The following is a 24,155-nucleotide window of genomic DNA, read 5'->3' as shown; positions in this document are numbered from 1 at the left end:
ACTCCTGGGAAGGGGTCTGCGGGGTGCCCTGAGTCTGCCGCACCCGGTCCCGCTCCCCGCCTGCGGGGCGGGTGGGTTCAGGCCAGGTCGAGGGAACGGGCGGCGGCGAGGGCGTCGTTGGCGATGGTCACCGGCGCCGGGGCGGTCGAGATGGCCCACTCCGGGTCCTTCAGGCCGTGGCCGGTGACCGTGCACACCACCCGCGACCCGGCCGGCACCTGACCGGCGGCGGCCTGCTGGAGCAGGCCGGCCACGCTGGCCGCGCTGCCCAGCTCGACGAAGACGCCCACCTCGCGGGCCAACAGGCGGTACGCGGAGAGGATCTCCCGGTCGGTGACCGAGGAGATCAGCCCACCGGAGGCGTCCCGCGCGTCGACCGCCTTCGTCCAGCTCGCCGGGTTGCCGATCCGGATGGCGGTGGCGATGGTCGACGGCTCGGGCACCATCTGGCCGGTGACGATCGGGGCCGCGCCGGCCGCCTGGAAGCCGAACATCCGGGGGGCCTTCGTGGCGTTGCCGTCGTGCAGGTCCTCGGAGTAGCCCATCCAGTAGGCGGTGATGTTGCCGGCGTTGCCGACCGGCAGGCAGTGGATGTCCGGCGCGTCACCGAGCGCCTCGACGATCTCGAAGGCGGCCGTCTTCTGGCCGTGCAGCCGGTACACGTTCACGGAGTTGACAAGCGCGACCGGGTAGTCCTGGGCGAGCTTGCCGGCCAGCGCCAGGCAGTCGTCGAAGTTGCCCTGCACCTGGAGCAGTTTCGCGCCGTGCACCAGCGCCTGGGCCAGCTTGCCCAACGCGATCTTGCCCTGCGGCACCAGCACCGCGCAGGTGATCCCGGCGCGGGCCGCGTACGCGGCGGCCGACGCGCTGGTGTTGCCGGTGGAGGCGCAGATGATCGCCTTGTCGCCGCCCTCGACCGCCTTGGAGACGGCGAGCGTCATGCCCCGGTCCTTGAACGAGCCGGTCGGGTTCGCGCCCTCGACCTTGAGCCACACGTCCGCGCCGACCCGGGCGGAGAGCACCGGGGCCGGCAGCAGCGGCGTGTTCCCCTCGTGCAGCGTGACGACCGGAGTGGCGTCGGTGATCGGCAGCCGGTTCCGGTACGCCTCGATCAGCCCTCGCCACATGTCGCGCTCCTCGCCTCTCCCGCCCCGGTCCGGGGCCCGTCTCAAGCGTGGACCAGCCTGCCCGACCGGTCACCGGCACACTCCGACCTAACCATCAGGCGGGACGCCGGGGTTACGCGCCGCCCTCGACCCGCAGCACGCTGGTGACCGACCGGACGGTGTCCAGCCCGCGCAGCTCGCGCACGGTGGCCGCGAGCGCGGCGTCCGGTGCGACGTGGGTGACGATGACCAGCTCGGCGTCGCCGCCGGCGGGACCCTGCCGGACGGTGGCGATGGAGACCTCGTGCCGGGCGAACACCCCGGCCACCGACGCCAGCACACCCGGCCGGTCGGCCACGTCGAGGCTGATGTGGTAGCGGGTGAGCGCCTCCCCCATCGGCCGCACCGGCAGGTCCGCGTACGCCGACTCGCTGGCCGCGTGCACGCCGGCGAGGCGGTTGCGGGCCACCGCCACCACGTCGCCGAGGACCGCGCTGGCGGTCGGCGCCCCGCCCGCACCCCGACCGTAGAACATGAGCTGCCCGGCGGCGTCCGCCTCGACGAAGACCGCGTTGAACGCGTCGCCGACGCCGGCGAGCGGATGGCTCAGCGGGATCATCGCCGGGTGCACCCGGACGTTGACGGTCTCGTGACCGGCCGCGTCGGCGCCCCGGGCCGCGATGCAGAGCAGCTTGATCGTGCAGCCCATGACCTTGGCGCTGGCCACGTCCGCGGCGGTCACCTCGGTGATCCCCTCGCGGTGCACGTCGGCGGCGGTGACCCGGGTGTGGAACGCCAGCGAGGCGAGGATGGCGGCCTTGGCGGCGGCGTCGAAGCCCTCCACGTCGGCCGTCGGGTCGGCCTCCGCGTACCCCAGCTCGGTGGCCTCCTCCAGCGCCTCGGCGAACCCGGCGCCGGTGGCGTCCATGGCGGAGAGGATGAAGTTGGTGGTGCCGTTCACGATGCCGGTGACCCGGGTGATCCGGTCGCCGTGCAGCGACTCGCGCAGCGGGCGCAGCAGCGGGATGGCCCCGGCGACGCTGGCCTCGTAGTAGAGGTCGGCGCCGCCCTCGGCCGCCGCGTCGTGCAGCGTGGCGCCGTCCTCGGCGAGCAGCGCCTTGTTGGCGGTGACCACGCTCTTGCCGGCGCGCAGCGCCTCGACCAGCCAGCCCCGGGCCGGCTCGATGCCGCCGACGACCTCGATCACCACGTCCACGTCGTCGCGCTTGATCAACCCGAGCGCGTCGGTGGTGAACAACGCCGGGTCGACCGGCAGGTCGCCGCGGTCGCGGCCAAGCCGGCGGACGGCGATGCCGGCGATCTCCAGCGGGGCGCCGATCCGGGCGGCGAGGTCGGCCGACTGCGCGTGCAGCAGGCGTACGACGTCACTGCCGACCGTGCCGCAGCCGAGCAACGCCAAGCGAACCGGTGAGGTCATCCCACATCCAATGCGAGCAGGTCGTCTTCGGTCTCCCGCCGAACGATCACCCGGGCATGACCGTCACGCACGGCGACGACCGGGGGCCTCGGCACATGGTTGTAGTTGCTGGCCATGCTCCGGCAGTAGGCCCCCGTGCCGGGCACCGCGACAAGATCTCCGGGCTGCACGTCGGCGGGCAGGAATTCATCCTTCACCACGATGTCCCCGGACTCACAGTGCTTTCCCACCACGCGGGCGAGCATCGGCACCGTGGAAGACGCGCGGTTCGCCAGTGTCGCCGAGTACGACGCGTCGTAGAGCGCGGTGCGGATGTTGTCGCTCATCCCCCCGTCCACGCTGACGTACGTCCGCAGGCCGTCCACGTCCTTCACCGTGCCCACCTCGTAGAGCGTGAACACGGCCGGGCCGACGATGGCGCGGCCCGGCTCGACCGAGAGGTGCGGCACGGCGAGGTTCTCCGCCGCGCACTCCCCGTCGACGATCTTGCGGAGCCGCTTGGCCAGCTCGTGCGGGGACGCCGGGTCGTCCTGCGTGGTGTACGCGATGCCGAAGCCGCCGCCCAGGTCCAGCTCGGGCAGCTCCACGCCGCGGGCGTCGCGGATCTGTGCCTGGAGGGCGAGCACCCGGCGGGCGGAGACCTCGAAGCCGCTGGCGTCGAAGATCTGCGAGCCGATGTGCGAGTGCAGCCCACGCAGCTCCAGCACGTCCTCGTCGAGGATCCGGAACGCGGCCGTCGCGGCGGCGCCGCCGGCGAGGGAGAAGCCGAACTTCTGGTCCTCGTGCGCGGTGGCGATGAACTCGTGGGTGTGCGCCTCCACGCCGACGGTGACCCGCAGCAGCACCCGGGGGCGGATCCCGCGCTCACGGGCCAGCGCGGTGAGCCGGTCGATCTCGGTGAACGAGTCGACGATGATCCGGCCGACGCCGGTGTCCACCGCCCGGGTCAGCTCGGCCACCGACTTGTTGTTGCCGTGGAAGCCGATCCGTTCCGGCGGCATCCCGGCCGAGAGCGCGGTGGCCAGCTCACCGCCGGTGCAGACGTCGAGGAACAGGCCCTCCTCGGCGATCATGCGGACCACCGCGCGGCAGAGGAACGCCTTGCCGGCGTAGTAGACGTCCGCGTCCGGGAAGGCGGCCCGGAACTCGCGGCAGCGTCCGCGCAGGTCGTCCTCGTCCAGCACGTATGCCGCGGTGCCGAACTCGGCGGCCAGGTCGCGGACGTCCAGGCCGGCGACGGTCAGCGCGCCGGCCGGGCCGCGCGCCACGTGGCGCGGCCAGAGCTGCGGCACCAGGGCGTTGACGTCGACCGGGGTACGCAGCCAGGCGGGCCCCCGGTTGCCGATGTCGCCGTGCAGGGCGCCGGCCTCATGCGCGCGCACCGGGGATCACATCCTTTCCGGCGCGGAGACGCCGAGCAGGCGCAGGCCGTTGGCGATGACCACCCGGGTGGCGTCGTTGAGCCAGAGCCGGGCCCGGTGGGTGTCGGTGATCTCCTCGTCGCCCTGCGGCGCGATCCGGCAGTTGTCGTAGAACCGGTGGTACGCCTGCGCGACGCTCTCCTCCAGGTAGCGGGCGATCCGGTGCGGCTCGCGCAGCTCGGCGGCGGTGGCCACCACGGCGGGGAACTCGGCGAGCGCCTTGAGCAGCTCGTTCTCCTTCTCGTGGCCGAGCAGCTCGGGGCGGAACGCGGAAGCCTCTCCCCGGGTCAGCCCGATCTCGGCGGCGTTGCGGGCCACCCCGGCCGTGCGGGCGGCCACGTACTGGACGTAGTAGACCGGGTTGTCGTTCTTGGCCCGGGTCCACAGCTCCACGTCGATGTCGATCGGTGAGTCGGCCGAGTAGCGGGCCAGCGCGTACCGGGAGGCGTCCACGCCGATCGCGTCGACCAGGTCCTCCAGGGTGACCACGGTGCCGGCCCGCTTGCTCATCCGCACCGGGGCGCCGTCGCGGACCAGGTTGACGAGCTGGCCGATGAGGATCTCCAGGTTGCGCGCCGGGTCGTCGCCGAAGCAGGCGGCCATCGCCTTCATCCGGCCGATATAGCCGTGGTGGTCGGCGCCCAGCATGATCACGACCCGCTCGAAGCCGCGCTCCCGCTTGTCGAGGTAGTAGGCGCAGTCGGCGGCGAAGTAGGTCCACTCGCCGTTGGACTTGCGCAGCACCCGGTCCTTGTCGTCGCCGAAGTCGGTGGTACGCAGCCAGGTCGCGCCCTCGGACTCGAAGACGTGCCCCTGCTCGCGCAGCCGGGTCAGCGCCGCCTCCAGCTCGCCCCGGTCGTGCAGGTCCTTCTCGTTGAAGTAGGTGTCGAACTCCACCCCGAAGTCGCGCAGCGAGGACCTGATCTCGGCGAACATGAGCTGGACGCCCTCGACCCGGAACACCTCCTGGGCGGCGTCGTCGTCGAGGTCCAGCACCTCGGGCCGGCGCCGGATCACCTCGGCCGCGATCTCGGCGATGTACGCGCCGCCGTAGCCGTCCTCCGGCGCCGGCTCGCCCTTGGCGGCGGCCAGCAGCGACCCGGCGAACCGGTCGATCTGCGAGCCGGCGTCGTTGAAGTAATATTCCGTGCCCACGTCCGCGCCGGTGGCGCGCAGCAGGCGGCTGAGCGCGTCGCCGACCGCCGCCCAGCGGACCCCGCCGATGTGCACCGGGCCGGTCGGGTTCGCCGAGACGAACTCCAGGTTGATCCGCTGCCCGGCCAGGGTGTCGCTGCTTCCGTACGCCGGGCCGGCCTCGACAATGACCTTGGCGAGCTGGCCGGCGGCGGCGGCGTCGAGCCGGATGTTCAGGAAGCCGGGGCCGGCGATCTCCACCGACTTGACCCCCGGCGCGTTCCCGAGCTGCTCGGCCAGCGCGGTGGCCAGCTCCCGCGGCGGCACGCCGACCTTCTTGCTGAGCTGCAACGCCAGCGTCGAGGCGTAGTCACCGTGATCGGGGTTACGGGGTCGCTCGACGGTGGTCTGCGCGGGCAACGCGGCAGGGTCCAGGCCCCGCTCGTCGAAGACGGCGTGGGCTGCGGCGAGGACGACCTCGGCGAGTTCTGCGGGAGTCACCGAACCATGTTATCGGGGGTAGACTCGGGCACCGCGGCGGCGACCCAGCATGTGAACAGGCCCCGCGCTCCCCTGACCGACCGACCTGACGAGGCACGATGAGCATCAGCACCCCGGGCGGCCCGGAACGCCGTCCCACCGTGGTCAGCACCGGCAAGAAGCCGGCCGCCGGCCGGCCCGCGGCTGCCGAGAAGCCCGCCGCCAAGGCCGGCGCGACCAAGCCCGGCGGCGGCAAGGGCCCACGGGCGGGCGCCGGGGGCAAGGGCCGCAAGCCGGTCACCCCGGTCAAGGTGAGCCAGGGTCGCTCGTGGGGCCCGATCGCCCTCTTCGTCGCGGTCGGCGTGCTGGCCGTCGGCATCATCGGCATCGGCGCCTGGGCGGTCTACCAGGGCGCCCAGCCCTGGCAGAAGCGGGCCGACGCGATCGACGGCATGGTCGACTTCCGCAAGAAGGACAAGGACCTGGTCAAGGGCGGGAACCACCAGCCCGGCACGATCAAGTACGACGTCTCCCCGCCGGTCGCCGGCCCGCACAACCAGGCGTGGCAGAACTGCATGGGCGACGTCTACGACGCCCCGATCGCCAACGAGCACGCGGTGCACAGCCTGGAGCACGGCACGGTCTGGATCACCTACCGCCCGGACCTGCCGGCCGACCAGGTGGCGAAGCTCAAGAGCAAGGTGCAGGGCAAGGAGAAGCTGATGCTCAGCCCGTACGAGGGGCTGGACAAGCCGATCTCGCTCCAGGCCTGGGGCTTCCAGCTCAAGGTCGACAACGCCGACGACGGCCGGATCGACGAGTTCATCAAGACGCTGCGGGTGAACGCCTCGATCGAGGGCCCGAACGCCCTCTGCGACCAGGGCGTGACCGCCACCGGCACGACCCCGCGTGACAACCTCCAGCAGAACATGCCCGAGCAGCCCACCCAGTGAGGACGCCGCGATGACCGCCCCGGTGACCGCCGACAGCGAGCTGGACGAGGCCCCGGCCGCCGACGAGGGCGGCCGGCCGGCGGCACGCCGCTACGGCCTGCTGGCCGTGGCCGCCGCCGTCGTGGTCGGGCTGCTCCTCGGGTACGCCGGCGGCCTGCTCACCCCGACGCTCACCCGCCCGGGCCAGAACTCGGCCGAGGCCGGTTTCGCCCGGGACATGACCGCCCACCACAACCAGGCGGTGGCCATGGGTCTGCTGGCGTTCCGCCAGGGGCAGGACGCGGAGGTCCGCCAGGTCGGGGTGGACATCGCCACCGGGCAGCAGGGTGAGATCGGCACCATGCAGACCTGGCTGCGCTCCTGGAAGCTGGACCCGACCGGCGACCAGGCCCCGATGGCGTGGATGCCGGACGGCGCCGGGCTGGTCAGGAACGGCCTGATGCCGGGCATGGCCACGCCCGAGGAGATGGCGAAGCTGCGGTCGGCGAGCGGTCGCGAGTTCGACGTGATGTTCCTGAAGATGATGATCCAGCACCACATCGGCGGGGTCCACATGATCGACGGCATCCTCGCCGAGGGGCATGACGACGACGTGCTGGCGGTCGCCCAGGTCATGAAGAACACCCAGCAGAACGACCTGGCCAACCTCACCGCGGCGCTCAAGCGCCTGGGTGGCACGCCCTGACGGTCCCGCCCCTCCGCACACCGGAGCCCGCGTCGCGCCCGTGACGCGGGCTCCGACATGTCCGGGCACAGCAACTTTGCCCGTTATGTCGGTTCATAGACTTTTTCTACCCACATATCGTGACCAGTTGTGATTCGGGGTCGTTGCGCAGGGCGTGGGGGTTGCACTCAGAGACGCAGGGCGGTCGGTGACCAGCTGGTGCCGACGCCACACCATCGGCGGTGACGGAGCGGTGGCAGCCGCCCGTCGCGGACTGCGGCAGGGCGAGCCAGGAACGCTCAGCCGCGAACAGGAACTCGAACTGATCGACGTGCTGCGGGGCGTCCACCCGGACGAGTTCGACCTCGACGAGGAGCTGTGGACGCGGCAGAGCCTGACCACGCTCATCGAACGCCGGTTCGCGCTGGCCATGGACGCCGGCACCGTCGGGGCGTACCTCCGGGCCTGGGGCCTGGGCCCCCGCGAGCCGCGCGAGCGGGCCTGCGGGCTCTGCGTGAGCGCGGTCGAGCGGTGGGTACGCAGCGAGTACCCGGCGATCACCCGGGCGGCCCAGGAGCACGCGGCGGAGATCTACTGGCTCGGCCGGGTCCGGCTGCGCGGCACCATGCCCGCCGCCGACGTGGTCTCCGCGGTCTCCTCGCGGGGGCGGGTGCGGTTCATGGTCACCACGCCGTCGGTGGACCCGCCGCTGCCCCGGGACTTCGTCCTGCGGCTCAGCGGCGCCGACCAACGCCCCGTGCACCTGATCGTGGACGGCTCCTGGCCGCGCAACGAGTGGCCCCGACGACTGCCCCGCCGCATCGCGCTGCACCCGCTGCCGAGCTGCGGTCGCACCGTCGCCGCCGCCTGACCAACCAAGATCGACTCGCGGGCGATACCGATTCGGTGATCCGGGAAGGGGTTTGCTACTCTTCTCGGGTCGCTGAGCCCCCGTAGCTCAGGGGATAGAGCACCGCCCTCCGGAGGCGGGGGCGCAGGTTCGAATCCTGCCGGGGGCACCAGAGCTGACCAGCACGAGAAGGCCCCTGACCAGGCGAAACCCGGTCGGGGGCTTTCATCGTGTGTCCGGCTGTGTCCGGTCGTCACCGGCCCGTGGCGGCGTCTGTGCCAAATACGTGCCACGGAACGCCCGGGCTGAGCGACAGTCGCGGGCACCGAGGCGAGTCAGCCGAGGGTCCTGTGACAGCCCCTGTGCACAGCGTAAACATTGAGGCATCATGCTGGTATGGCGACGTTCAACCAAAATGGCCAGGCGGTGTATGGCAACCAGTACATGGGTGACACCGTCAATGTCACTCACGGAGAGCACAGCCCCATCGATGCCCGGACGGTGGTAAGGGAGTTCGACCGGGCGCTGGCCGCGGTGCAGGATCTGGAGCTTTCCGCCGCCGCCCGGGAGCGGGTGACCGCCACGTTGACCGCAGCGCGCGGCGAGTTGGAGGCCGGGAACCCCAGCGCCGCACAAGGCCGCCTGGCCGGGCTGTTGACCATGGGTGGTTCGGTCGCCGAGATTGCGAACAACCTTGCCGGTGCCGTGAGGGTGTTCCTCGGTGGGTAACCCACGCAACGGGGACCGCCGGGGCACCAACGGAGGCCGGGGAACGAACTTCAACCAGCAGGGTCAGCAGGTCAACGGTCCCCAGTACAACGCCGACCAAATCAACATCAGCGGGTCAATCTCTCCGGATGACATTGCCGAAGGGCTGAGGCTGGACCGTGCGCGCGGGCAGAGAGAAAGAGAGAGCTCGGCCCAATTCCAACGTGATCGTGCTGCCGGGGTCAGTACTGAACAAGCCCGGCGCATGCGGGAGGAGGATGACCTCAAGATCTACGGTTACCGGCACTACACCCGGGACAGGAACAGGTGGCTGGAGAGCCTCTCCCCTCAGGAAAGACAGGCCGAGCAACGACGCCGGAGTGCTCGCAGAAAAGGCGGCAAGATGCCGGGGCATCACCATCGGCGCATCCTCCGTTCCGGAAAACTCCCCCCTGATACGAGTCCCGCAGACGCTCGATACCTGCAGGTGAAGAAGGAGTTCGAGCGTAAGGAGGATCAGCGCGAGCGGTACTACCTCATTGCGACCTTTGCCATCTTGGCCACGCTGGGTCTGATCTGCATGTTGGATCTTGCCCGCTAGTTGCAGATGCGCCTGCCGCCCGGCTACCGGGGATCCCTTGCCCAGCTCTGCGATGCGCCCCGCCGAGGCACCAAAAGATCTCGAAGCCCGGGCCATCGTGCCCGGGCTTTCGCGTTGCTGGTCAGCCGGCCTCCCGGCGAGCCCGGGCCCGCCGCTTGCCCTCGTGCATCGCCTGCACCCGGGCCACCGGGATGGTCCGTCCCTCGGCGACCAGCTCCGCCGGCAGCGACTGCGGCGCGGGCAGCGCCTCGGCCCACGGGTCGCGGTCGCCGAGCAGCGCGGGCACGGTCTTCACGGTGAAGTCGGCCGGCGTCGCCGACTCCAGGTCGGCCCAACCGATCGGGTACGACACCGGCGCGCCGGGCCGGATCCGCGGGCTGTACGCGGCCACCACCGTCGCCCCGTGCGCGCGGGTCGAGTCCACGAAGACCCGGCCCCCGCGGTCGGCCACGATGAACGCGGTGGTGGCGAGCGCCGGGTCGAGCCGTTCGGTGTGGGCCGCGAGCGCCCGGGTCGCGGCGGCGGCCTCCTCGGCCGTGGTCTCCGGTGTCACCGGCACGATCACGTGCAGGCCCTTCGCGCCGCTGGTCTTGACCGCACCGGCCAGCCCGGCGTCGTCGAGCGCCTGCCGCACCAGCAGCGCGACGCGTACCGCCGCGCCGAACGTCTCCCCCGCCGGCGGGTCCAGGTCGAGCACCAGGTGGGTGGCGTGCTCGGGCGCCCCGGCGCGGGCCAGCGTGGGGTGGTACTCCACCGCCCGCTGGTTGGCGAACCAGAGCAGCGTCCGCCGGTCGTCGCAGAGCGCGTACGAGATGCGCCGGTGCGACGCCTCCGCCCAGACCTCGGTGCGGCGCACCCACTCCGGCGTGTACTTCGGCAGGTTCTTCTGCATGAACGGCTCCTGGCCGGGCCGGACCCGCAACACCGACAGCGGCCGGTCCCGCAGCTCCGGCAGGATCCGCCCGTGCAGCGCGTCCAGGTAGTCGACCAGGTCACGCTTGGTCGCACCGGCGGAGTCGAACAGCGGCTGGTCCAGGTTGGTCAGCGAGATCCCGTCCCGGGTCTCGTCAGGGGCGCCCATCCGACCACCTTCCCGGCCCGGCGGCGGCTCGGCAACCCCGACACGGTGACCGGGGTCATTGGCGCATGATGTGTCTCCGGGCCACGGTCGGTGACCACGGGGTGAGCGGAGGTGGACGCGGTGACTGCTCAGCAGAACTGCGGTGCGTCCGACCCGCTGGGGCAGGCGCGGGCCTGCACGGTGCGGGAGGCGCTGGACCGGGTCGGCGGCAAGTGGAGCATCGGCATCCTGATCGCCGCCTCGACCGGCCCGGTGCGCTTCACCGAGTTGGAACGGCGGGTGGAGGGCATCAGCCGGCGGATGCTCACGCTGACGTTGCGCAACCTGGAGCGCGACGGGCTGCTGGTCCGGCACGTGCATCCGACGGTGCCGCCGAGGGTGGAGTACACCGCCACCCCGATGGCCCGGGAGCTGTACGAGTCGCTTGTCGCGCTCACCCGCTGGGCGGAGCGGCACCGCGAGTCGATCAGCGCGGCCCGGGCCGCGTACGACCGGAAGCATCCTGTGGCGAAGCCCACGCGATCCGTCTGACCGATCGGTCAGGTGCTGACCGATCGGTCAGGCATGCTGGAGAGCATGGCACGCGCTACCCCGGCCACCCACGACGAGCTGCTCACCGCCGCGGCCCGTCGGTTCGCCGTCACCGGCTACAAGGGCACCTCGCTCCAGGACATCGCCCGTGAGGTGGGCTGTTCCAAGGCCACCGTGCTCTACCACTTCGCCAGCAAGGACGCCCTGCTCTGCGAGCTGATGGCCCCGGCCATCGCGATGCTGGAGGCACTCGACGCCCGGCTCGCCGACCTCACCGGCGCGCCGGCCCAGCGGGCCGCCGCCGAGGGCTTCGTCGACCTGGCGGTCCGCTTCCGCCGCGAGATCGCGCTGCTCCGGGGCGAGTTCCCGGACCTGCTCCAGCAGCCGGCGTTCGCGCACATCCAGCAGATCTCCGAACGGCTGATCGCCGCGTTCGCCGGCTTCTCCGACCGGCCGGTGGCCCGCGTCGCCGCGCTTGTCGTGCTGGCCGGCATCGCCGAGACCTGCGGCGAGTTCCTGGACATCCCCGACGAGGAGCTGCGACCCGCGCTGCTCGCCGTGGCGCACCGCGCGCTCGAACCCACCACCTGATCCCACCAGTTCGCACCCGAGGACGAAGGAAGGTCCATGGCGACCCTGCTGTACCGGCTCGGCCGGGCATCCCTACGCCGACGGCGACTCGTCGCCGTCGTCTGGCTCGTCGTACTCGTCGGCCTCGGCCTGGCCGCGGCCACGCTGCGGGGCCCGACGGCGAGCAACTTCACCATGCCCGGCACCGAGTCGCAGCAGGCCATCGACCTGCTCGCCGACCGGTTCCCGGCGGCCAGCGGCGCCACCGGCACCATCGCCGTCAAGGCGCCGCAGGACGGCGCGCTCACCTCGCCGGCCGGCCAGGCGGTGGTCAAGCAGGTCACCCAGGAGGCGGCCACGCTGCCCGGCGTGGTCGGCGCGATCGACCCCTACCAGGGGCAGGCGCTCACGCCGGACGGCCGGTACGCGCTGATCCAGGTGCAGTTCGCCGGTCGTGCGGACGACGTGACCACCGAGCAGCGCGACGCGTACGAGAAGGTCGGCCAGCAGGCCGAGGCGCAGGGCTGGCAGATCGCCCCCGGCGGCGAGGTGCTCAACGGCGAGCCGGAGGTCGGCTCGACCGAGGCGCTCGGTGTGCTGGTCGCGGCGATCGTCCTGGTCATCACGTTCGGCTCGCTGGTGGCGGCCGGGATGACCATGCTGAACGCGCTGATCGGCGTCGGTGTCGGCATGGCCGGCCTGTTCGCGCTCAGCGGCGCGGTCGAGCTGACCAGCACCGCACCGATCCTGGCGCTGATGCTCGGCCTGGCGGTCGGCATCGACTACTCGCTGTTCATCACCTCCCGGCACCGGCAGAACCTGCTCGACGGGCTCTCCCCCGAGGAGGCGGTCGGCCGCGCGGTCGGCACCGCCGGCTCCGCCGTGGTGTTCGCCGGCGCGACAGTGGTCGTGGCGCTGGCCGGCCTGGCCGTGGTGGGCATCCCGTTCCTCACCGTGATGGGTCTGGCCGCCGCCGGCACCGTCACCGTGGCCGTGCTGGTGGCGATCACGTTGGCCCCGGCACTGCTCGGCTTCGCCGGCCGCAAGGTGCTGCCGCGCAAGCTCCGCAACCGCGAGGCGGTCGCGGACCCGGGCACCGGCTCGGAGGACCGCTCCGGCTTCGGGTTCCGCTGGGCGAACTGGGTGACCCGGTTCCGCATCCCGGTGATCCTGGTCGGCCTGCTCGGCCTCGGCCTGCTGGCGATCCCGTCGCAGGACATGCGCCTGGCGCTGCCGGACGCCTCCACCGCCGCCGAGGGCACCCCGGCCCGGGTCAGCAACGACCTGATCCGGGAGGGCTTCGGCCCCGGTTTCACCGGCCGGCTCGCGGTCGTGGTCACCGCCGACTCGCCGCAGGCCACCCAGGCCGCCGTGCCGCAGGTCGCGTCGCTGATCCAGAAGACCGACGGGGTGCTGGCGGTGGCCCCGCCGCAGCTCGACCCGTCCGGCCGCACCGCGCTGCTCGGCGTGATCCCGAAGACCGGGCCGACCGACGAGAAGACCGAGGAGCTGGTGCACGACATCCGCCGGCAGGTCGGCGGCATCGGCAACGCCGAGGTGCTGCTCACCGGCGTCACCGCGATCGGCATCGACGTGTCGGAGAAGCTCTCCGACGCGCTCCCGGTCTACCTGCTGCTGGTGGTGGGCCTGTCCGTGCTGCTGCTGATGCTGGTGTTCCGGTCGATCCTGGTGCCGGTGAAGGCGGCGCTCGGGTTCCTGCTCACCGTGGCGGCCACGTTCGGCATCACGGTCGCGGTGTTCCAGCAGGGCCACCTGGCCGGGCTGCTCGGCGTCGACACGCCGGCGCCGCTGGTCAGCTTCCTGCCGATCCTGCTCATCGGCATCCTGTTCGGCCTGGCCATGGACTACGAGGTCTTCCTGGTCTCCCGGATGCGCGAGGACTTCGTGCACGGGGACACCGCCCGCCAGGCCACCATCAACGGCATGGGGCACGGCGCCCGGGTGGTCACCGCCGCGGCGCTCATCATGATGTCGGTGTTCGGCGGCTTCGTCTTCCTGGACGATCCGATCATCAAGTCGATGGGCTTCGCACTCGCGATCGGTGTCGCCATCGACGCGTTCGTGGTCCGGATGACCATCGTCCCGGCGGTGATGTCGCTGCTGAACAACGCCGCCTGGTGGCTGCCGCGCTGGCTGAACAAGCTGCTGCCCAACGTGGACGTCGAGGGCGAGGGCCTGCGCGCCCACCTCGCCGAACGCGAGCCCACCCCGGTGAAGTGAAAGGAGGGGCCCCCTGTTAACGCCTCGTGCATAACAGGGGGCCCCTCCTAACACCCCACCTCACACGCCAGCGGGATACGTCTCCATCTCGCCCGGTGTCACCAACGCCGGCAGGGGATGCAGGGCGGTCGTCTCGTCGCACCAGACGAACGCGTCGTACCGCTCCCCCAGCCGGGTCGGCACATAGTTGCCCCACGACTCGAAGCTCGGGTCGTACACCACGCCGACGGCCCGGTGGTCCGCCTCCCCGGTCACCCACTCCGGCTCGTCCGGGCCGCCGAAGACCAGCACCGCCCGGTCCGGCATCAACTCGTGCAACAGGTGCTCCACCGACCCCTCCCGGGCCGGCGGCACCACCATCGTCTCGGCCGGGGAGCCCCAGCGCGGGGCGGCGATCACGCTGCCCCGCCAACTGCCGAAGCCGATCAGCGCCACCGCGTCCCGGCCGTGCCGTTCCCGGCCGAGCTGACCGATGTTCACCATGCCGTCCGCCGCCATCTCGGTGGCCCGCGCGTCGCCGACGTGCGTGTTGTGCGCCCACACGACGCCGCGCGCGTCCGGCCCGTAGCGGTCGAGCAGCCGGTCCAGCGTGTCCGCCATGTGGATGTCGCGGACGTTCCACGACTCCGGACCGCCGCCGATCATGGCCCGGTAGTACCGTTCCGCACCGGCCACCACCTCCGCGTTCTGCCAGGCCGAGAAGCGGTCCGGGCCGTCCGCGGCGGCCTGTTCCCGGGTACGCGCCAACAACCGGACCACCTCCTCCTCGCACCGGGCGGAGACGAACCGGCTGGCCAGGCCGTACTCCTCGACCTTTTTGCCGTACGGCTCGAAGCAGCGGTACGCCTCCTGGGCCGCCTCCAGCGACGCCGGGTCCTCCTCGCCCAGGTAGTCGAAGATGGCCTGCATCGACTCCCAGAGCGAGTAGACGTCGAGGCCGTGGAAGCCCGCCCGCTCCCCCTCCGGCCGCTCCAGGTTCCAGGCGCGCAGCCACCGGCAGAACCGGGCCACCTCCGCGTTCGCCCACATCCAGGTGGGCCAGCGTTCGAACCGCTCCAACGCGACCATCGGATCGGCCAGTCCGCCCGGTGCGCCCACCACCGAGCGGTGCACCCGGTCGCAGTCCGGCCAGTCCCCCTCCACCGCGACGAAGTCGAACCCCTGCTCAGCGATGAGCCGTCGGGTCAACTGCTCGCGCAGGCGGTAGTAGTCGTAGCTGCCGTGCGTCGCCTCGCCGATCATCACGATGCGGGCGTCGCGGACGCGCTCCAGCAGCGGGTCGAAGTCGCTCGGTGCGCCGAGCCGCTGAACCAGCATGTCCGCGGCTACCCGGGTCCCGCCGGGGCAAACCGTCGTCCGGACCGGCATGCCGCGCCGCCCAGCGGGTAGCCGCGCGACATGACCGTCAGCGGCGCGCAGTTGCAGGAGTTCGCCACCGGACTCGACTACCCGGTCTCCCGGGAGGACCTGGTCCGCTGGGCTCAGGAGAACGGCGCCAGCACCGAGACGCTCCAGATGCTCCGGACGTTGCCGGCCGAGGAGTTCGACACCCCCGCCGAGTTGGGCGAGGCGCTGGCCCCGTACACCGGTTAGGCCACCTGATGCCAAGCGGGGCGCCCGCCTCTACCGGAGGCGTTAACAGGGGGCCCGGCCTTCCGTCAGCGCGCGTGCAGGAGGCGGAACAGCACCAGCCACTGCTCGGGCCAGACCAGCCCGACCGGGGTGTCTGGCGCGATCCGGGCGGCCCGTAACGCGCCGTCGACCCGGCGGCGCGGGTGGGCGGCGCGCAGCGAGGCCGCGAGCGAGCCGCCGACCCCGCCGAAGCCCAGCTCCACCATCCTCCGGTACGCGGGCAGCACGCCCGGCGCCAGCAGCGGCACGGTCCGGCGCTCCAGGCGCAGGATGCCGCCGTCCACCGCGGGCACCGGCCGGAACGCGCCCCGGGGCACCCGGCCGGCCAGCCGCCAGTGGTGTTCCGGCCAGGTGAGCACCGTGAGCCGGCTCCACCGGCCGTGGTCGCCGGCGCGTTTGCGGGCGTAGTCGAGCTGGGTGAGCAGCGTGGCCGCGCGCAGCTCGGGCGCGGCGAGGCACCAGCGGACCACGGCCGCGGTCAGCGACCAGGGGATGTTGCCGGCCACCGAGAACGGCTCCTCGGGCGGCGGCGCGGAGAGGAAGTCGGCCGCCCGGACCTCGACGTGCGGCAGCGGCGCGCAGGTCGCGGTCAGCTCCGGCAACACGGCCGGGTCCACCTCGTACGCGATCAGCCGCCCGCACCGCGCGGCGAGCGGGCGGGTGAGCTGGCCGCGTCCGGCCCCCACCTCCAGCAGCAGGTCGGCCGGGCCGGGGCGGGCCGCCCGGACGATCCGTGCGACGGCGGCCGGATCGGCGAGGAAGTTCTGGGACAGTACGCGACGGGACCGGTCGCGTGCGGTGGTGCGGAGTCGGCGGGGCGCCACGGGTTCGTCCTGTCTGTCGCCGGACGGCGACGGGTACGGACCGCTGCGCAGGTGTTCCACGCCGCCCTCGGGCCCGGGGCGGGCGACCGACCCCGCGGGCGGGCACCGCCGGGCGGGACGGGTCGGCAGCCGCGACGGGCCGGGTCGGCTCGCCGGGTCGGCGTGGCACGGACGGGGCGGGCGGTCCGAGCGGATCGGGGCTCGGACGACCCTGGATCGGTCGGGACGCTCACCGCGCGAACCACCGCGCCACCTCTCGGCGACGTGGTGGGATCAGCGCGACTGCCAGCGCCACCGCGGCGAAACGGCGGGATCAGGCCCGGCCGGACGCCGTCAGCCCGGTGACGTGGCGGGTCGGCCAGTCGGGCTCGGGGCGGTGGTCGGGTCAGGCGCGGCGGTCCGCGTCCCGGCCGGTCAGGGCCGGGCGCCGGACCCGCGGGCGGGCGACCAGAAGGAGCCCGGACGCGGCCGGCGCGACGGCCACGTCGATCAGGGCATGCGTGAACATGCGCGCGACGCTAGCGGCCGGCCCGCCGCTCCGCGACGGGTTTTCTCACAGGTCGACCGTGCGCCCCCGCGCCCGGGCGATCTCGGCGGCGTCGAGCACCGCCACCACCTCGCGGCCGAACCGCACGTCGCAGCGGTGGTCGCGGGTGCCGGCGTCCACCTCCGCCAGCAACTGGTCGAGCGCGGCGCCGAACGCCTGGAGCGCGCTGCCGTCACCGGGCGGGATGCTCTCGGTGCCGTTCGCGCCGAACAGGACGAAGTCACGGGTGACCGCCTCGGCCGGCGCGTCGAGGGTGAGGGAGAGCGTGCTCGTCGCGCCGCCGTCGTGGGTGAGCAGCAGGTGCACCAAGCCGCTCGGCCCGTCCATCGCGGCGACCCGGGTGACCCGGCCGAGCACCGGCAGGATCAGTGACAACGCGTGCGGGCCGATGTCCCACAGCGCGCCCCGGTCGCGCCGCCACCGCGAGTCGCCGTACGGGTTCCCGGGCTGGTAGATCGAGGCGAACATGGTCCCCCGGGCGTGCTGCCAACCGCCGGCCGCGGCGGCCGAGGCGAGGACGCCGGTGACGTTGGGGTGGAAGCGCTGGGTGAAGAAGACCACCGAGGCCACCCCGGACGCCTCGGCGGCGGCGACCACCCGGTCGGCATCGGTGAGGCTCAGCGCCAGCGGCTTGTCCAGCAGCAGGTGCCGCCCGGCGGTGGCGGCCCGGACCGCGATGTCGGCCTGCACGTCGGGCGGGAGCGCCACGGCGACCGCGTCGACGGCGTCGAGCAGCGCGTCGGCGTCGGTGAAGGCCGGCACGCCGTGCCGGGTGGCCAGCGCCTCCGCCTTCGCCGGGTTGCGCCCCCAGACGCCGGCCAGTCGGGCCCGGGGGTGGGCGTCGATGGCGGCGGCGTGCGTCTCCGCCGCCCAGTGACCGGTGCCGAACAATCCGAAGCGCACCCCTGCCCCCTGCCGTCGTCGTGGGCCACCGGCGTACGCCGGGACCGTGATCCACGCTAGTCGTCCGGCCCGGCCGGCGCGCCCCGACCCGCGCGGGGGCTGGCTACTACACGACTTAGTAGGCTGGGCCGGTGAACGACACTGCGTCGATGACCAGCGCCGCGGCGGCGGGCTCGCCGGTGGACGGGTTCCTCCCCACGATCGCGATCGTGCTGTCGCTGGCGGTCGCGGTCTGGGCCCTGGTGGCCGCCGTACGCCAGCAGCCGCCGGACCGGGTCCAGTTCGCCGGCCTGGCCGTGGTGGAGGTGGCGCTGCTGGCGCTGACCGTGGTGGCGCTCGTCGCCCTCGGCGGCGGGGACCGGCCGGGCGAGCCGGGGGCATTCTTCGGCTACCTGGTGACGCTGGTCTGCCTGCCGCCGCTGGCCTGGGTGCTGGCCCGGATGGAGCCGACCCGCTGGGGCTCGGCGATCGTCTGCGCGATCTGCCTGGTCACGCCGGTCGTGGTGGTGCGGTTGCAGCAGACCTGGGAGGTCGTCGGTGGTTGATTCCCGGGCACCCGGACGCGCCACCAACCGCGGGCCGGGGCGGCTGCTGATCGCGGTCTACATCCTGTTCGCCATCGCCGCGACGTCGCGGGCCGGGCTCCAGATCGCCACGAAGTTCGACGAGGCGCCGGTGGCGTACCTGCTCTCCGCGCTGGCCGCGCTGATCTACATCGTGGCGGCGGTCGGGCTGGCCCGGGCCGGGCACGCCGGCCGCCGGGTGGCGCTGGCCTGTTGTTCGGTGGAGCTGGTCGGGGTGCTCGCGGTGGGTGTGCTGAGCATCGCCGACCCGGAGCTGTTCCCGGACGAGACGGTCTGGTCCGACTTCGGCAGCGGCTACGGCTACATCCCGCTGGTGCTGCCCGCACTCGGCCTCCTCTGGCTCTACCGCACCCGCACCACGCCCTCCCCCTGAGGCGCGCTTTCTCGGAAAGCGTGGCCATGGAGCGCGGAATGGCCACGCTTTCCGAGAAAGCGTGGCCATTCGTCGTGGGGGGTGGAGTGGGTCAGTCCTTGGGGCCGCCGGCGACGTAGATGACCTGGCCGGAGACGAAGGACGCGCCCTCGCTGGCCAGGAACGAGATGGTGTGCGCGACGTCCTCCGGGCGGCCGGTGCGGCGGACCGGAATCTCGGCGGCGGCGTGCTCCTGGAGCGCGGCGAACTCGACCTTCATCCGGGCCGCGGTGGCCGCGGTCATGTCGGTGACGATGAAGCCCGGCGCGACCGCGTTGGCGGTCACCCCGAACGGGCCCAGCTCGATGGCGAGCGTCTTGGTGAAGCCCTGCATGCCGGCCTTGGCGGCGGCGTAGTTCGCCTGGCCGCGGTTGCCCAGCGCGGAGGTGCTGGACAGGTTGACGATCCGGCCCCACTTCCGCTCGACCATGTGCTTCTGGGTGGCCTGGCTGAACAGGAACGCGCCGCGCAGGTGCACGCCCAGGACCGTGTCCCAGTCGGCGTCGGTCATCTTGAACAGCAGGTTGTCGCGGAGCACGCCGGCGTTGTTGACCAGCACGGTCGGTGCGCCCAGCTCGGCGGCGACCCGCTCGACGGCGGTCTCCACCTGGGCCCGGTCGGCCACGTCCGCGCCGACGCCGAGCGCCCGACCACCGGCGGCGACGATACCGTCGACGGTCTCCGCGGTGGCCGACTCCTCGATGTCGACCACGGCGACGGCCATACCGTCGGCGGCCAGCCGGCGGGCGGTGGCCGCGCCGATGCCGCGTGCGGCTCCGGTCACGATGGCGACGCGGGGCTCCTCCGACATGATTACCTCCCGGTAACTTGGCTCGATCGGAGGAGCCTAACCCGCCGTCGCGTCGATCAGAGGGCCCCACCCCGGCAGAGCCGGATCCAGCGGTAGCCGTGGCCGTTCAGCTTCAGCCGGTCGAGCTTGCCCACCTCGTCGTAGTTGCGGTCGCTCAGCACGTCGATCGGCAGGTCCGCCTCCGGCGCCAGGGTGCTCAGGTCGACCTCCACGTCCTCGGTGCCGAGGTTGTGCAGGAAGACCATGGTCCCGGTCCGCCCGTCGGCGCGGTGCGCGAGCACCCCGGCCGGCATCGGCACGTCGATGTGGGTGGTGCTGCCGGACCCGACCTCCGGGGCCTCCCGCAGCGTCCGGATCATCCGCTCGAACCAGCCGAGCAGCGAACGCGGGTCCTTACGCTGGGCGGTGACGTTGACCTGCTGGTAGCCGTACTCGCCCTTGTCGATCACCGGGCGGACCAGCTTCTCCGGCTCGGCGGTGGAGAAGCCGGCGTTCTCCTTGTAGGACCACTGCATCGGGGTACGGATCGCGTCGCGCCCCTTCAGCGTCAGGTCCTCCCCCATGCCGATCTCCTCGCCGTAGCGCAGCACCGGCGTGCCGCGCAGCGAGAACTGGAGCGCGTACGCCAGCTCGATGTGCCGGCGGTCGTTGCCGAGCATCGGCGCGAGCCGGCGGCGGATGCCCCGGCCGTAGAGCTGCATGTTCTCGTCCGGGCCGAACTTCGCCAACACGTCGTTGCGCTGGTCGGCGGTGAGCCGGGACAGGTCGATCTCGTCGTGGTTGCGCAGGAACGTCGCCCACTGGCCGCCGGTCGGCAGCTTCGGGGTGTCGCGCAACGCGTCGATGATCGCCTCCGGGTCCTCCCGGGCGAACGCGAGCATCAGCCGGCCGTTCATCATGAAGTCGAAGAGCATGTGGATCCGGTTGCCCGAGCCGCTGCCGTCGCCGAAGTAGACAGGCAACTGGTCCGGCTCGACGTTCGCCTCGGCCAGCAGCACCGCGTCGCCGCGCCGCCACTGGACGTGCTGGCGCAGGTCGGTGATGAACTCGAAGTCCTTGGTCGCGTTCGGGTTGCCCGGCTCGGTCTTCTCGATGATGAACGGCACGGCGTCCATCCGGAACCCGGAGACGCCGAGCTGGAGCCAGAACGAGGTGATCTTCTTGATCTCCGCGCGGACCTTCGGGTTCTCGATGTTCAGGTCCGGCTGGAACTTGTAGAACCGGTGGTAGAACCACGCCTTGGCGGTCCGGTCGTAGGTCCAGGTCTCGTGCTGCTCGCCCGGGAACACCATGCCCTGGTGCCGGTCGTCCGGCTCGTGGTCGGACCAGACGTACCAGTCGCGGTACGGCGAGTCGGGCGAGGACCGGGCGGACTGGAACCACGGGTGCTGGTCCGAGGTGTGGTTGACCACCAGGTCGATGATCACCCGGATGCCCCGGTTCTGCGCCTGGTGCAGCAGTTCGGCGAAGTCGCCGAGCGTCCCGAGCCGCGGGTCGACGTTGTAGAAGTCGGTCGCGTCGTACCCGTCGTCCTTGTTGGGGGACGGGTGGATCGGGTTGAGCCAGATGCAGGTCACCCCCAGCCGGGCCAGGTAGTCCAGCCGGCCGATCAGCCCCTGGAAGTCACCCACCCCGTCGCCGTCGGAGTCCGCGTACGTGTCGACGTCGAGGCAGTAGACGACCGCCTCCTGATACCACCTGTCACCCATGCGGGCTCTACTTCTCCGAACGCGCGTCCTGGCAAACCCGGTACGGTGCCGGCATGAGCGAACGCACCGAGCGGAGCGAGGGCCGTGAGGGCATGCCCAGCCAGCACAGCATGAGCGAGGACACCGACTGGTCCGGCGGCACGTGGCTCAACCCACCGGAGCGGGCCGAGGCGGTCGGCGGCGGGCTGCTTGTCGAGCCGCGCGGGGGCAGCGACTTCTGGCGGCGCACCAGCTACGGCTTCGTGCACGACGACGGTTCGGCGCTGCTCGCGCCGTTCGCCGGGGACACCGCCGTGGAGGTGTCGTTCCAGCTCGACTACGCCGCGCAGTTCGACCAGGCCGGCGTGCTGGTGCGGGTGGACGAGCGGCGGTGGACGAAGGCCGGGGTCGAGGTGAGCGACGGCGTGCCGCAGGTCGGCGCCGTGGTCACCGACGAGTTCTCCGACTGGTCGGTGGCACCGGTGCCGGAGTGGTCGGGGCGGGAGGTGACGGTCCGGGTGAGCCGGACCGGCGACGCGTTGACGGTCCGCGCCCGGGTCGACGGCGAGCCGTGGCGGCTGGTACGGGTCGCGCCGCTCGACCCGGCGGCGTCCGCGACGGCCGGGCCGTACTGCTGCTCGCCCAGCCACGGCGGCCTGCTGGTCCGCTTCACCGGCTGGCGGCGGGGGCCGGCGGACGAGGCGCTGCACCCGGAGGGTTAGCCCGGTCACCGGCGGGTGTGAGCAAAGCTCACCCGGGTACTACCCCCGGATCTCCGGCACCCGTGTGGAAGGACCGCCATGGCCCTCGCCCAGAACGTCGATCCGAACCAGTTCACCGGGCTGACCGGGTGGGTGGCGAGCGTGATCGACGCGTGGGGCGCGGTCGGCGTGGCGCTGCTGGTGGCGCTGGAGAGCATCATCCCGCCGATCCCGAGCGAGATCGTGCTGGCGATGGCGGGCTACCTGTCCGCCGAGGGCCGGTTCAACGTGGTGGTGATCGTGCTGGCCGCGACCGCCGGTTCGCTGCTCGGCGCGCTGGTGCTCTACTGGCTCGGCGCGGCGCTCGGCGAGGACCGGCTCAAGCGGTGGCTCGACCACATCCCGCTGGTCGACCGGGATGACCTGGAGAAGGCGGACCGCTGGTTCGAGCGGCACGGCCGCTGGGCAGTGCTGATCGGCCGGGTGGTGCCGGTGGTCCGCAGCCTGGTGTCGATCCCGGCCGGCGCGAACCGTATGCCGCTGGGCGAGTTCATCCTGCTCACCACGCTCGGCAGCGGGGTGTGGAACACGCTGATCGTGGGTGCCGGCTTCCTGCTCGGCTCGCGCTGGGAGGACGTCGACCGCTACAGCCAGTGGTTCAACTACGCGATCTTCGCGGTCTTCGGCGTGATGATCGTGAGCTGGGCGGTGAAGAAGGTGCGCCGGCGGCGCGCCCGGCAGTCGGTGACCGCCGGGCGCTGACCGCCGGGCCGATCAGCGGCGGAACGTGAACCAGTTGACGTTGACGAAGTCCGACGGCTGGCCGCTGCTGAACGTGAGGTAGACGGTGTGCCGGCCGGTCACCGCGCCCACGTTGCCGGGCACCGAGGTCCAGGTCTGCCAGCCGCCGGTGTTGCCGACCGCGAAGCTGCCGATCGGCGTCGCGGTGGGGCTGTCCACCCGCACCTCCACCAGGCCGCTCACCCCGGCCGCCGCGCCGGACGCGACCCGGGCCACGAAGTCCCGTGGCGGCGTGGAGCCGAAGTCGACGTTGTCGTAGCGGGCCCAGTCACCGTTGGCCAGGAAGCCGATGTCCTGCCCGCCCTCGGCGCACGTCTCCACCTGCACGCCGTTCTGCGCGTTGAACGACTCGGCCTGGATGGTCGCGTACGCGTCCCGCACCCCGCCCGGCGGCGGCGTGGTCGGCGTCGGCGACGGGTTGCTCCCGCCGCCCCGGGAGTAGACCGCCACGTAGTCGACGAGCATCGGCCGGCCGGACACGGTCGACGCGGTCGGCGTGGCGGAGCCGGCAACGCCGTTCGGGAAGCCGCCGCCCATCGCCACGTTGAGCAGCAGGAAGTAGCCGGCGTGACTGGTCATCTGGGTCCAGTACGGCTCACCGACCTGGGTCTGGGTGACGGTGTGGAACTGCTGGCCGTCGACGTACCAGCGCAGTTGCTGGGGGCTCACCGAGGTGTCCCACTCGAACCGGTAGGTGTGGAACGCCGACTGGCAGGTGCTGCCCGGGCAGGCGCGGGACGCGCCCCGGCCGTTGAACTCGTCGCACGGGCCGCCCGGCGCGACGCCGCAGTGCAGCACGCCCCAGACCGAGTTGATCCCGTTGACGTTCTCCATCACGTCGAACTCGCCGATGCCGGGCCAGTTCTGGTAGTTGCCCCGGTAGGGCGAGCCGAGCGCCCAGAACGCCGGCCAGTAGCCGGCCGCCGCCGCGCCGGTGACGTTGGGCATCTGGATGCGGCCCTCGATCGCCAGCACGCCGCCGCTCGACGGCTTGAAGTTGCTGCGTACCGTCTCGATCCGGGCCGACGTCCAGCGGCCGGCGCTGTCCTTCAGCGGGGTGATGCGCAGGTTGCCGGCACCGTCCTGGGACAGGTTGGCGGTGCTGGAGGTGTAGGTCTGGATCTCGCCGGTGCCCCAGTTGGCCGGGCCGCCCGGGTAGCTGGTGCCGGTGTCGACGATCCAGTTGGCGGACGAGGGCAGCGTGCCGGCCGCGCCGGTGAAGTCGTCGCTCCACACCAGGTTCCACCCGGCGGGCGGGGACGGCACGGCGGCCTGCGCGGTCATCTGGACGCCGGCGAGCGCGGTGGTGGCGGCGACCACGGTCGCGGCCAGGGCGAGCCGGCGGCGGGACCGGGGCACGGTGGTGGGGGCGGCCGGGGCCGCCGGAATCGGGTTCATCGGGGTGCCTCTCTGCGGGGACGGGGCGGAGAGCGCTCTCTGAGAGCGATTTGTACGCGCCCGCCCCCGCATTTGT

Annotated in this window: 25 protein-coding genes and 1 tRNA gene; 14 read left to right on the top strand and 12 right to left on the bottom strand. The window is 72.3% G+C overall.

Annotated features, from left to right (window positions below):
* Nucleotides 1-77: 77 nt before the first annotated feature.
* From thrC to argS, 4 genes are all read right to left on the bottom strand, one after another.
* Nucleotides 78-1,127: a threonine synthase gene (gene thrC / locus ACZ6O5_RS25400; RefSeq protein ID WP_425786172.1), complete on the bottom strand. Its 1,050-nt coding sequence runs from the start codon at nt 1,125-1,127 to the stop codon at nt 78-80.
* Nucleotides 1,128-1,239: 112 nt separating this feature from the next.
* Nucleotides 1,240-2,544, bottom strand: a complete 1,305-nt coding sequence (locus ACZ6O5_RS25395; protein WP_465980246.1) for a homoserine dehydrogenase — start codon at nt 2,542-2,544, stop codon at nt 1,240-1,242.
* The gene (lysA, locus tag ACZ6O5_RS25390; protein WP_465980245.1) at nt 2,541-3,926 is read right to left on the bottom strand and encodes a diaminopimelate decarboxylase; all 1,386 of its coding nucleotides are present in this window, start codon (nt 3,924-3,926) and stop codon (nt 2,541-2,543) included. The genes ACZ6O5_RS25395 and lysA overlap by 4 nt, the downstream gene beginning before the upstream one ends.
* A gap of 6 nt (nt 3,927-3,932) precedes the next feature.
* Nucleotides 3,933-5,600: an arginine--tRNA ligase gene (gene argS, locus ACZ6O5_RS25385; protein WP_465980244.1), complete on the bottom strand. Its 1,668-nt coding sequence runs from the start codon at nt 5,598-5,600 to the stop codon at nt 3,933-3,935.
* 98 nt (nt 5,601-5,698) lie between these two features.
* Between argS and ACZ6O5_RS25380 the strand changes: the two genes are divergently transcribed.
* The 6 genes from ACZ6O5_RS25380 to ACZ6O5_RS25355 all read left to right on the top strand — a co-directional run bounded on the left by ACZ6O5_RS25380 (nt 5,699) and on the right by ACZ6O5_RS25355 (nt 9,355).
* A complete protein-coding gene (locus ACZ6O5_RS25380) occupies nt 5,699-6,532 on the top strand; it encodes a DUF3105 domain-containing protein (protein ID WP_396777818.1) in 834 nt (277 codons plus the stop codon).
* Nucleotides 6,533-6,542: 10 nt separating this feature from the next.
* The gene (locus ACZ6O5_RS25375; protein WP_465980243.1) at nt 6,543-7,217 is read left to right on the top strand and encodes a DUF305 domain-containing protein; all 675 of its coding nucleotides are present in this window, start codon (nt 6,543-6,545) and stop codon (nt 7,215-7,217) included.
* A 154-nt stretch (nt 7,218-7,371) separates the two neighbouring features.
* Nucleotides 7,372-8,067 (top strand): winged helix-turn-helix domain-containing protein, encoded by a 696-nt coding sequence (locus ACZ6O5_RS25370; protein WP_465980242.1) that lies wholly within the window; start codon nt 7,372-7,374, stop codon nt 8,065-8,067.
* 76 nt (nt 8,068-8,143) lie between these two features.
* Nucleotides 8,144-8,218, top strand: a tRNA-Arg gene (locus tag ACZ6O5_RS25365).
* 224 nt (nt 8,219-8,442) lie between these two features.
* Nucleotides 8,443-8,775 (top strand): hypothetical protein, encoded by a 333-nt coding sequence (locus ACZ6O5_RS25360; RefSeq protein ID WP_465980241.1) that lies wholly within the window; start codon nt 8,443-8,445, stop codon nt 8,773-8,775.
* Nucleotides 8,768-9,355 carry a hypothetical protein gene (locus ACZ6O5_RS25355; RefSeq protein WP_465980240.1) on the top strand — a complete coding sequence of 196 codons (588 nt, stop codon included), beginning with the start codon at nt 8,768-8,770 and terminating at the stop codon, nt 9,353-9,355. The genes ACZ6O5_RS25360 and ACZ6O5_RS25355 overlap by 8 nt, the downstream gene beginning before the upstream one ends.
* A 121-nt stretch (nt 9,356-9,476) precedes the next feature.
* Here the strand turns inward: ACZ6O5_RS25355 and ligD are convergent, their stop codons facing one another.
* Nucleotides 9,477-10,436, bottom strand: a complete 960-nt coding sequence (gene ligD, locus ACZ6O5_RS25350) for a non-homologous end-joining DNA ligase (RefSeq protein WP_465980239.1) — start codon at nt 10,434-10,436, stop codon at nt 9,477-9,479.
* 120 nt (nt 10,437-10,556) lie between these two features.
* Between ligD and ACZ6O5_RS25345 the strand changes: the two genes are divergently transcribed.
* The 3 genes from ACZ6O5_RS25345 to ACZ6O5_RS25335 are packed head-to-tail and all read left to right on the top strand — an operon-like array spanning nt 10,557 to nt 13,778.
* Nucleotides 10,557-10,967 (top strand): winged helix-turn-helix transcriptional regulator, encoded by a 411-nt coding sequence (locus ACZ6O5_RS25345; RefSeq protein ID WP_465980238.1) that lies wholly within the window; start codon nt 10,557-10,559, stop codon nt 10,965-10,967.
* Between the two features lie 45 nt (nt 10,968-11,012).
* Nucleotides 11,013-11,558 (top strand): TetR/AcrR family transcriptional regulator, encoded by a 546-nt coding sequence (locus tag ACZ6O5_RS25340; protein WP_107157101.1) that lies wholly within the window; start codon nt 11,013-11,015, stop codon nt 11,556-11,558.
* A gap of 36 nt (nt 11,559-11,594) precedes the next feature.
* The gene (locus tag ACZ6O5_RS25335) at nt 11,595-13,778 is read left to right on the top strand and encodes an MMPL family transporter (protein ID WP_465980237.1); all 2,184 of its coding nucleotides are present in this window, start codon (nt 11,595-11,597) and stop codon (nt 13,776-13,778) included.
* 60 nt (nt 13,779-13,838) lie between these two features.
* Here the strand turns inward: ACZ6O5_RS25335 and ACZ6O5_RS25330 are convergent, their stop codons facing one another.
* Nucleotides 13,839-15,095 carry an erythromycin esterase family protein gene (locus tag ACZ6O5_RS25330; protein ID WP_465980236.1) on the bottom strand — a complete coding sequence of 419 codons (1,257 nt, stop codon included), beginning with the start codon at nt 15,093-15,095 and terminating at the stop codon, nt 13,839-13,841.
* An 81-nt stretch (nt 15,096-15,176) separates the two neighbouring features.
* Between ACZ6O5_RS25330 and ACZ6O5_RS25325 the strand changes: the two genes are divergently transcribed.
* Nucleotides 15,177-15,371 carry a DUF2795 domain-containing protein gene (locus ACZ6O5_RS25325; protein WP_465980235.1) on the top strand — a complete coding sequence of 65 codons (195 nt, stop codon included), beginning with the start codon at nt 15,177-15,179 and terminating at the stop codon, nt 15,369-15,371.
* 65 nt (nt 15,372-15,436) lie between these two features.
* On the opposite strand, the gene erm is transcribed toward ACZ6O5_RS25325, so the two are convergent.
* The 3 genes from erm to ACZ6O5_RS25310 all read right to left on the bottom strand — a co-directional run bounded on the left by erm (nt 15,437) and on the right by ACZ6O5_RS25310 (nt 17,684).
* Nucleotides 15,437-16,234 (bottom strand): ErmE/ErmH/ErmO/ErmR family 23S rRNA (adenine(2058)-N(6))-methyltransferase, encoded by a 798-nt coding sequence (erm, locus tag ACZ6O5_RS25320; RefSeq protein WP_465980234.1) that lies wholly within the window; start codon nt 16,232-16,234, stop codon nt 15,437-15,439.
* 385 nt (nt 16,235-16,619) lie between these two features.
* On the bottom strand, nt 16,620-16,742 hold the full coding sequence (locus ACZ6O5_RS25315; protein ID WP_281937667.1) for a hypothetical protein: 123 nt from the start codon (nt 16,740-16,742) through the stop codon (nt 16,620-16,622).
* Nucleotides 16,743-16,787: 45 nt separating this feature from the next.
* A complete protein-coding gene (locus ACZ6O5_RS25310) occupies nt 16,788-17,684 on the bottom strand; it encodes a Gfo/Idh/MocA family protein (protein WP_465980233.1) in 897 nt (298 codons plus the stop codon).
* A 149-nt stretch (nt 17,685-17,833) separates the two neighbouring features.
* Here ACZ6O5_RS25310 and ACZ6O5_RS25305 point away from each other — a divergent pair, with 149 nt between their 5' ends.
* Nucleotides 17,834-18,229: a hypothetical protein gene (locus tag ACZ6O5_RS25305; RefSeq protein WP_465980295.1), complete on the top strand. Its 396-nt coding sequence runs from the start codon at nt 17,834-17,836 to the stop codon at nt 18,227-18,229.
* Nucleotides 18,222-18,641, top strand: coding sequence for a hypothetical protein (locus ACZ6O5_RS25300; protein WP_465980232.1), 420 nt, complete (start codon nt 18,222-18,224; stop codon nt 18,639-18,641). Before ACZ6O5_RS25305 ends, ACZ6O5_RS25300 begins: the two co-directional genes overlap by 8 nt.
* 91 nt (nt 18,642-18,732) lie before the next feature.
* Here ACZ6O5_RS25300 and fabG read toward each other — a convergent pair whose 3' ends face one another.
* Both fabG and ACZ6O5_RS25290 read right to left on the bottom strand, forming a co-directional pair.
* Nucleotides 18,733-19,491, bottom strand: a complete 759-nt coding sequence (gene fabG / locus ACZ6O5_RS25295) for a 3-oxoacyl-ACP reductase FabG (RefSeq protein WP_465980231.1) — start codon at nt 19,489-19,491, stop codon at nt 18,733-18,735.
* 56 nt (nt 19,492-19,547) lie between these two features.
* Nucleotides 19,548-21,200 carry an alpha-amylase family protein gene (locus ACZ6O5_RS25290; protein ID WP_465980230.1) on the bottom strand — a complete coding sequence of 551 codons (1,653 nt, stop codon included), beginning with the start codon at nt 21,198-21,200 and terminating at the stop codon, nt 19,548-19,550.
* 53 nt (nt 21,201-21,253) lie between these two features.
* On the opposite strand from ACZ6O5_RS25290, the gene ACZ6O5_RS25285 reads away from it, so the two are divergent.
* Together ACZ6O5_RS25285 and ACZ6O5_RS25280 are read left to right on the top strand one after the other, a co-directional pair.
* The gene (locus ACZ6O5_RS25285; RefSeq protein ID WP_465980229.1) at nt 21,254-21,901 is read left to right on the top strand and encodes a DUF1349 domain-containing protein; all 648 of its coding nucleotides are present in this window, start codon (nt 21,254-21,256) and stop codon (nt 21,899-21,901) included.
* A 78-nt stretch (nt 21,902-21,979) separates the two neighbouring features.
* Entirely contained in the window at nt 21,980-22,642 is a 663-nt protein-coding gene (locus tag ACZ6O5_RS25280; protein WP_465980228.1) for a DedA family protein, read from the top strand.
* A gap of 12 nt (nt 22,643-22,654) precedes the next feature.
* On the opposite strand, the gene ACZ6O5_RS25275 is transcribed toward ACZ6O5_RS25280, so the two are convergent.
* Nucleotides 22,655-24,079, bottom strand: a complete 1,425-nt coding sequence (locus ACZ6O5_RS25275; protein WP_465980227.1) for a carbohydrate-binding protein — start codon at nt 24,077-24,079, stop codon at nt 22,655-22,657.
* Nucleotides 24,080-24,155 lie beyond the last annotated feature (76 nt).

This window comes from Micromonospora sp. NPDC049201 (assembly GCF_055586805.1).
This window is presented reverse-complemented; position numbering and strand designations above follow the sequence as displayed.

Coding starts and splice junctions, on each gene's coding strand:
- thrC (WP_425786172.1), bottom strand. CDS start 1,127: ATGTGGCGAGGGCTGATCGAGGCGTACCGGAACCGGCTGCCGATCACC.
- ACZ6O5_RS25395 (WP_465980246.1), bottom strand. CDS start 2,544: ATGACCTCACCGGTTCGCTTGGCGTTGCTCGGCTGCGGCACGGTCGGC.
- ACZ6O5_RS25380 (WP_396777818.1), top strand. CDS start 5,699: ATGAGCATCAGCACCCCGGGCGGCCCGGAACGCCGTCCCACCGTGGTC.
- ACZ6O5_RS25375 (WP_465980243.1), top strand. CDS start 6,543: ATGACCGCCCCGGTGACCGCCGACAGCGAGCTGGACGAGGCCCCGGCC.
- ACZ6O5_RS25360 (WP_465980241.1), top strand. CDS start 8,443: ATGGCGACGTTCAACCAAAATGGCCAGGCGGTGTATGGCAACCAGTAC.
- ligD (WP_465980239.1), bottom strand. CDS start 10,436: ATGGGCGCCCCTGACGAGACCCGGGACGGGATCTCGCTGACCAACCTG.
- ACZ6O5_RS25340 (WP_107157101.1), top strand. CDS start 11,013: ATGGCACGCGCTACCCCGGCCACCCACGACGAGCTGCTCACCGCCGCG.
- ACZ6O5_RS25335 (WP_465980237.1), top strand. CDS start 11,595: ATGGCGACCCTGCTGTACCGGCTCGGCCGGGCATCCCTACGCCGACGG.
- ACZ6O5_RS25330 (WP_465980236.1), bottom strand. CDS start 15,095: ATGCTGGTTCAGCGGCTCGGCGCACCGAGCGACTTCGACCCGCTGCTG.
- ACZ6O5_RS25325 (WP_465980235.1), top strand. CDS start 15,177: ATGACCGTCAGCGGCGCGCAGTTGCAGGAGTTCGCCACCGGACTCGAC.
- ACZ6O5_RS25315 (WP_281937667.1), bottom strand. CDS start 16,742: ATGTTCACGCATGCCCTGATCGACGTGGCCGTCGCGCCGGCCGCGTCC.
- ACZ6O5_RS25305 (WP_465980295.1), top strand. CDS start 17,834: ATGACCAGCGCCGCGGCGGCGGGCTCGCCGGTGGACGGGTTCCTCCCC.
- fabG (WP_465980231.1), bottom strand. CDS start 19,491: ATGTCGGAGGAGCCCCGCGTCGCCATCGTGACCGGAGCCGCACGCGGC.
- ACZ6O5_RS25290 (WP_465980230.1), bottom strand. CDS start 21,200: ATGGGTGACAGGTGGTATCAGGAGGCGGTCGTCTACTGCCTCGACGTC.
- ACZ6O5_RS25285 (WP_465980229.1), top strand. CDS start 21,254: ATGAGCGAACGCACCGAGCGGAGCGAGGGCCGTGAGGGCATGCCCAGC.
- ACZ6O5_RS25280 (WP_465980228.1), top strand. CDS start 21,980: ATGGCCCTCGCCCAGAACGTCGATCCGAACCAGTTCACCGGGCTGACC.
- ACZ6O5_RS25275 (WP_465980227.1), bottom strand. CDS start 24,079: ATGAACCCGATTCCGGCGGCCCCGGCCGCCCCCACCACCGTGCCCCGG.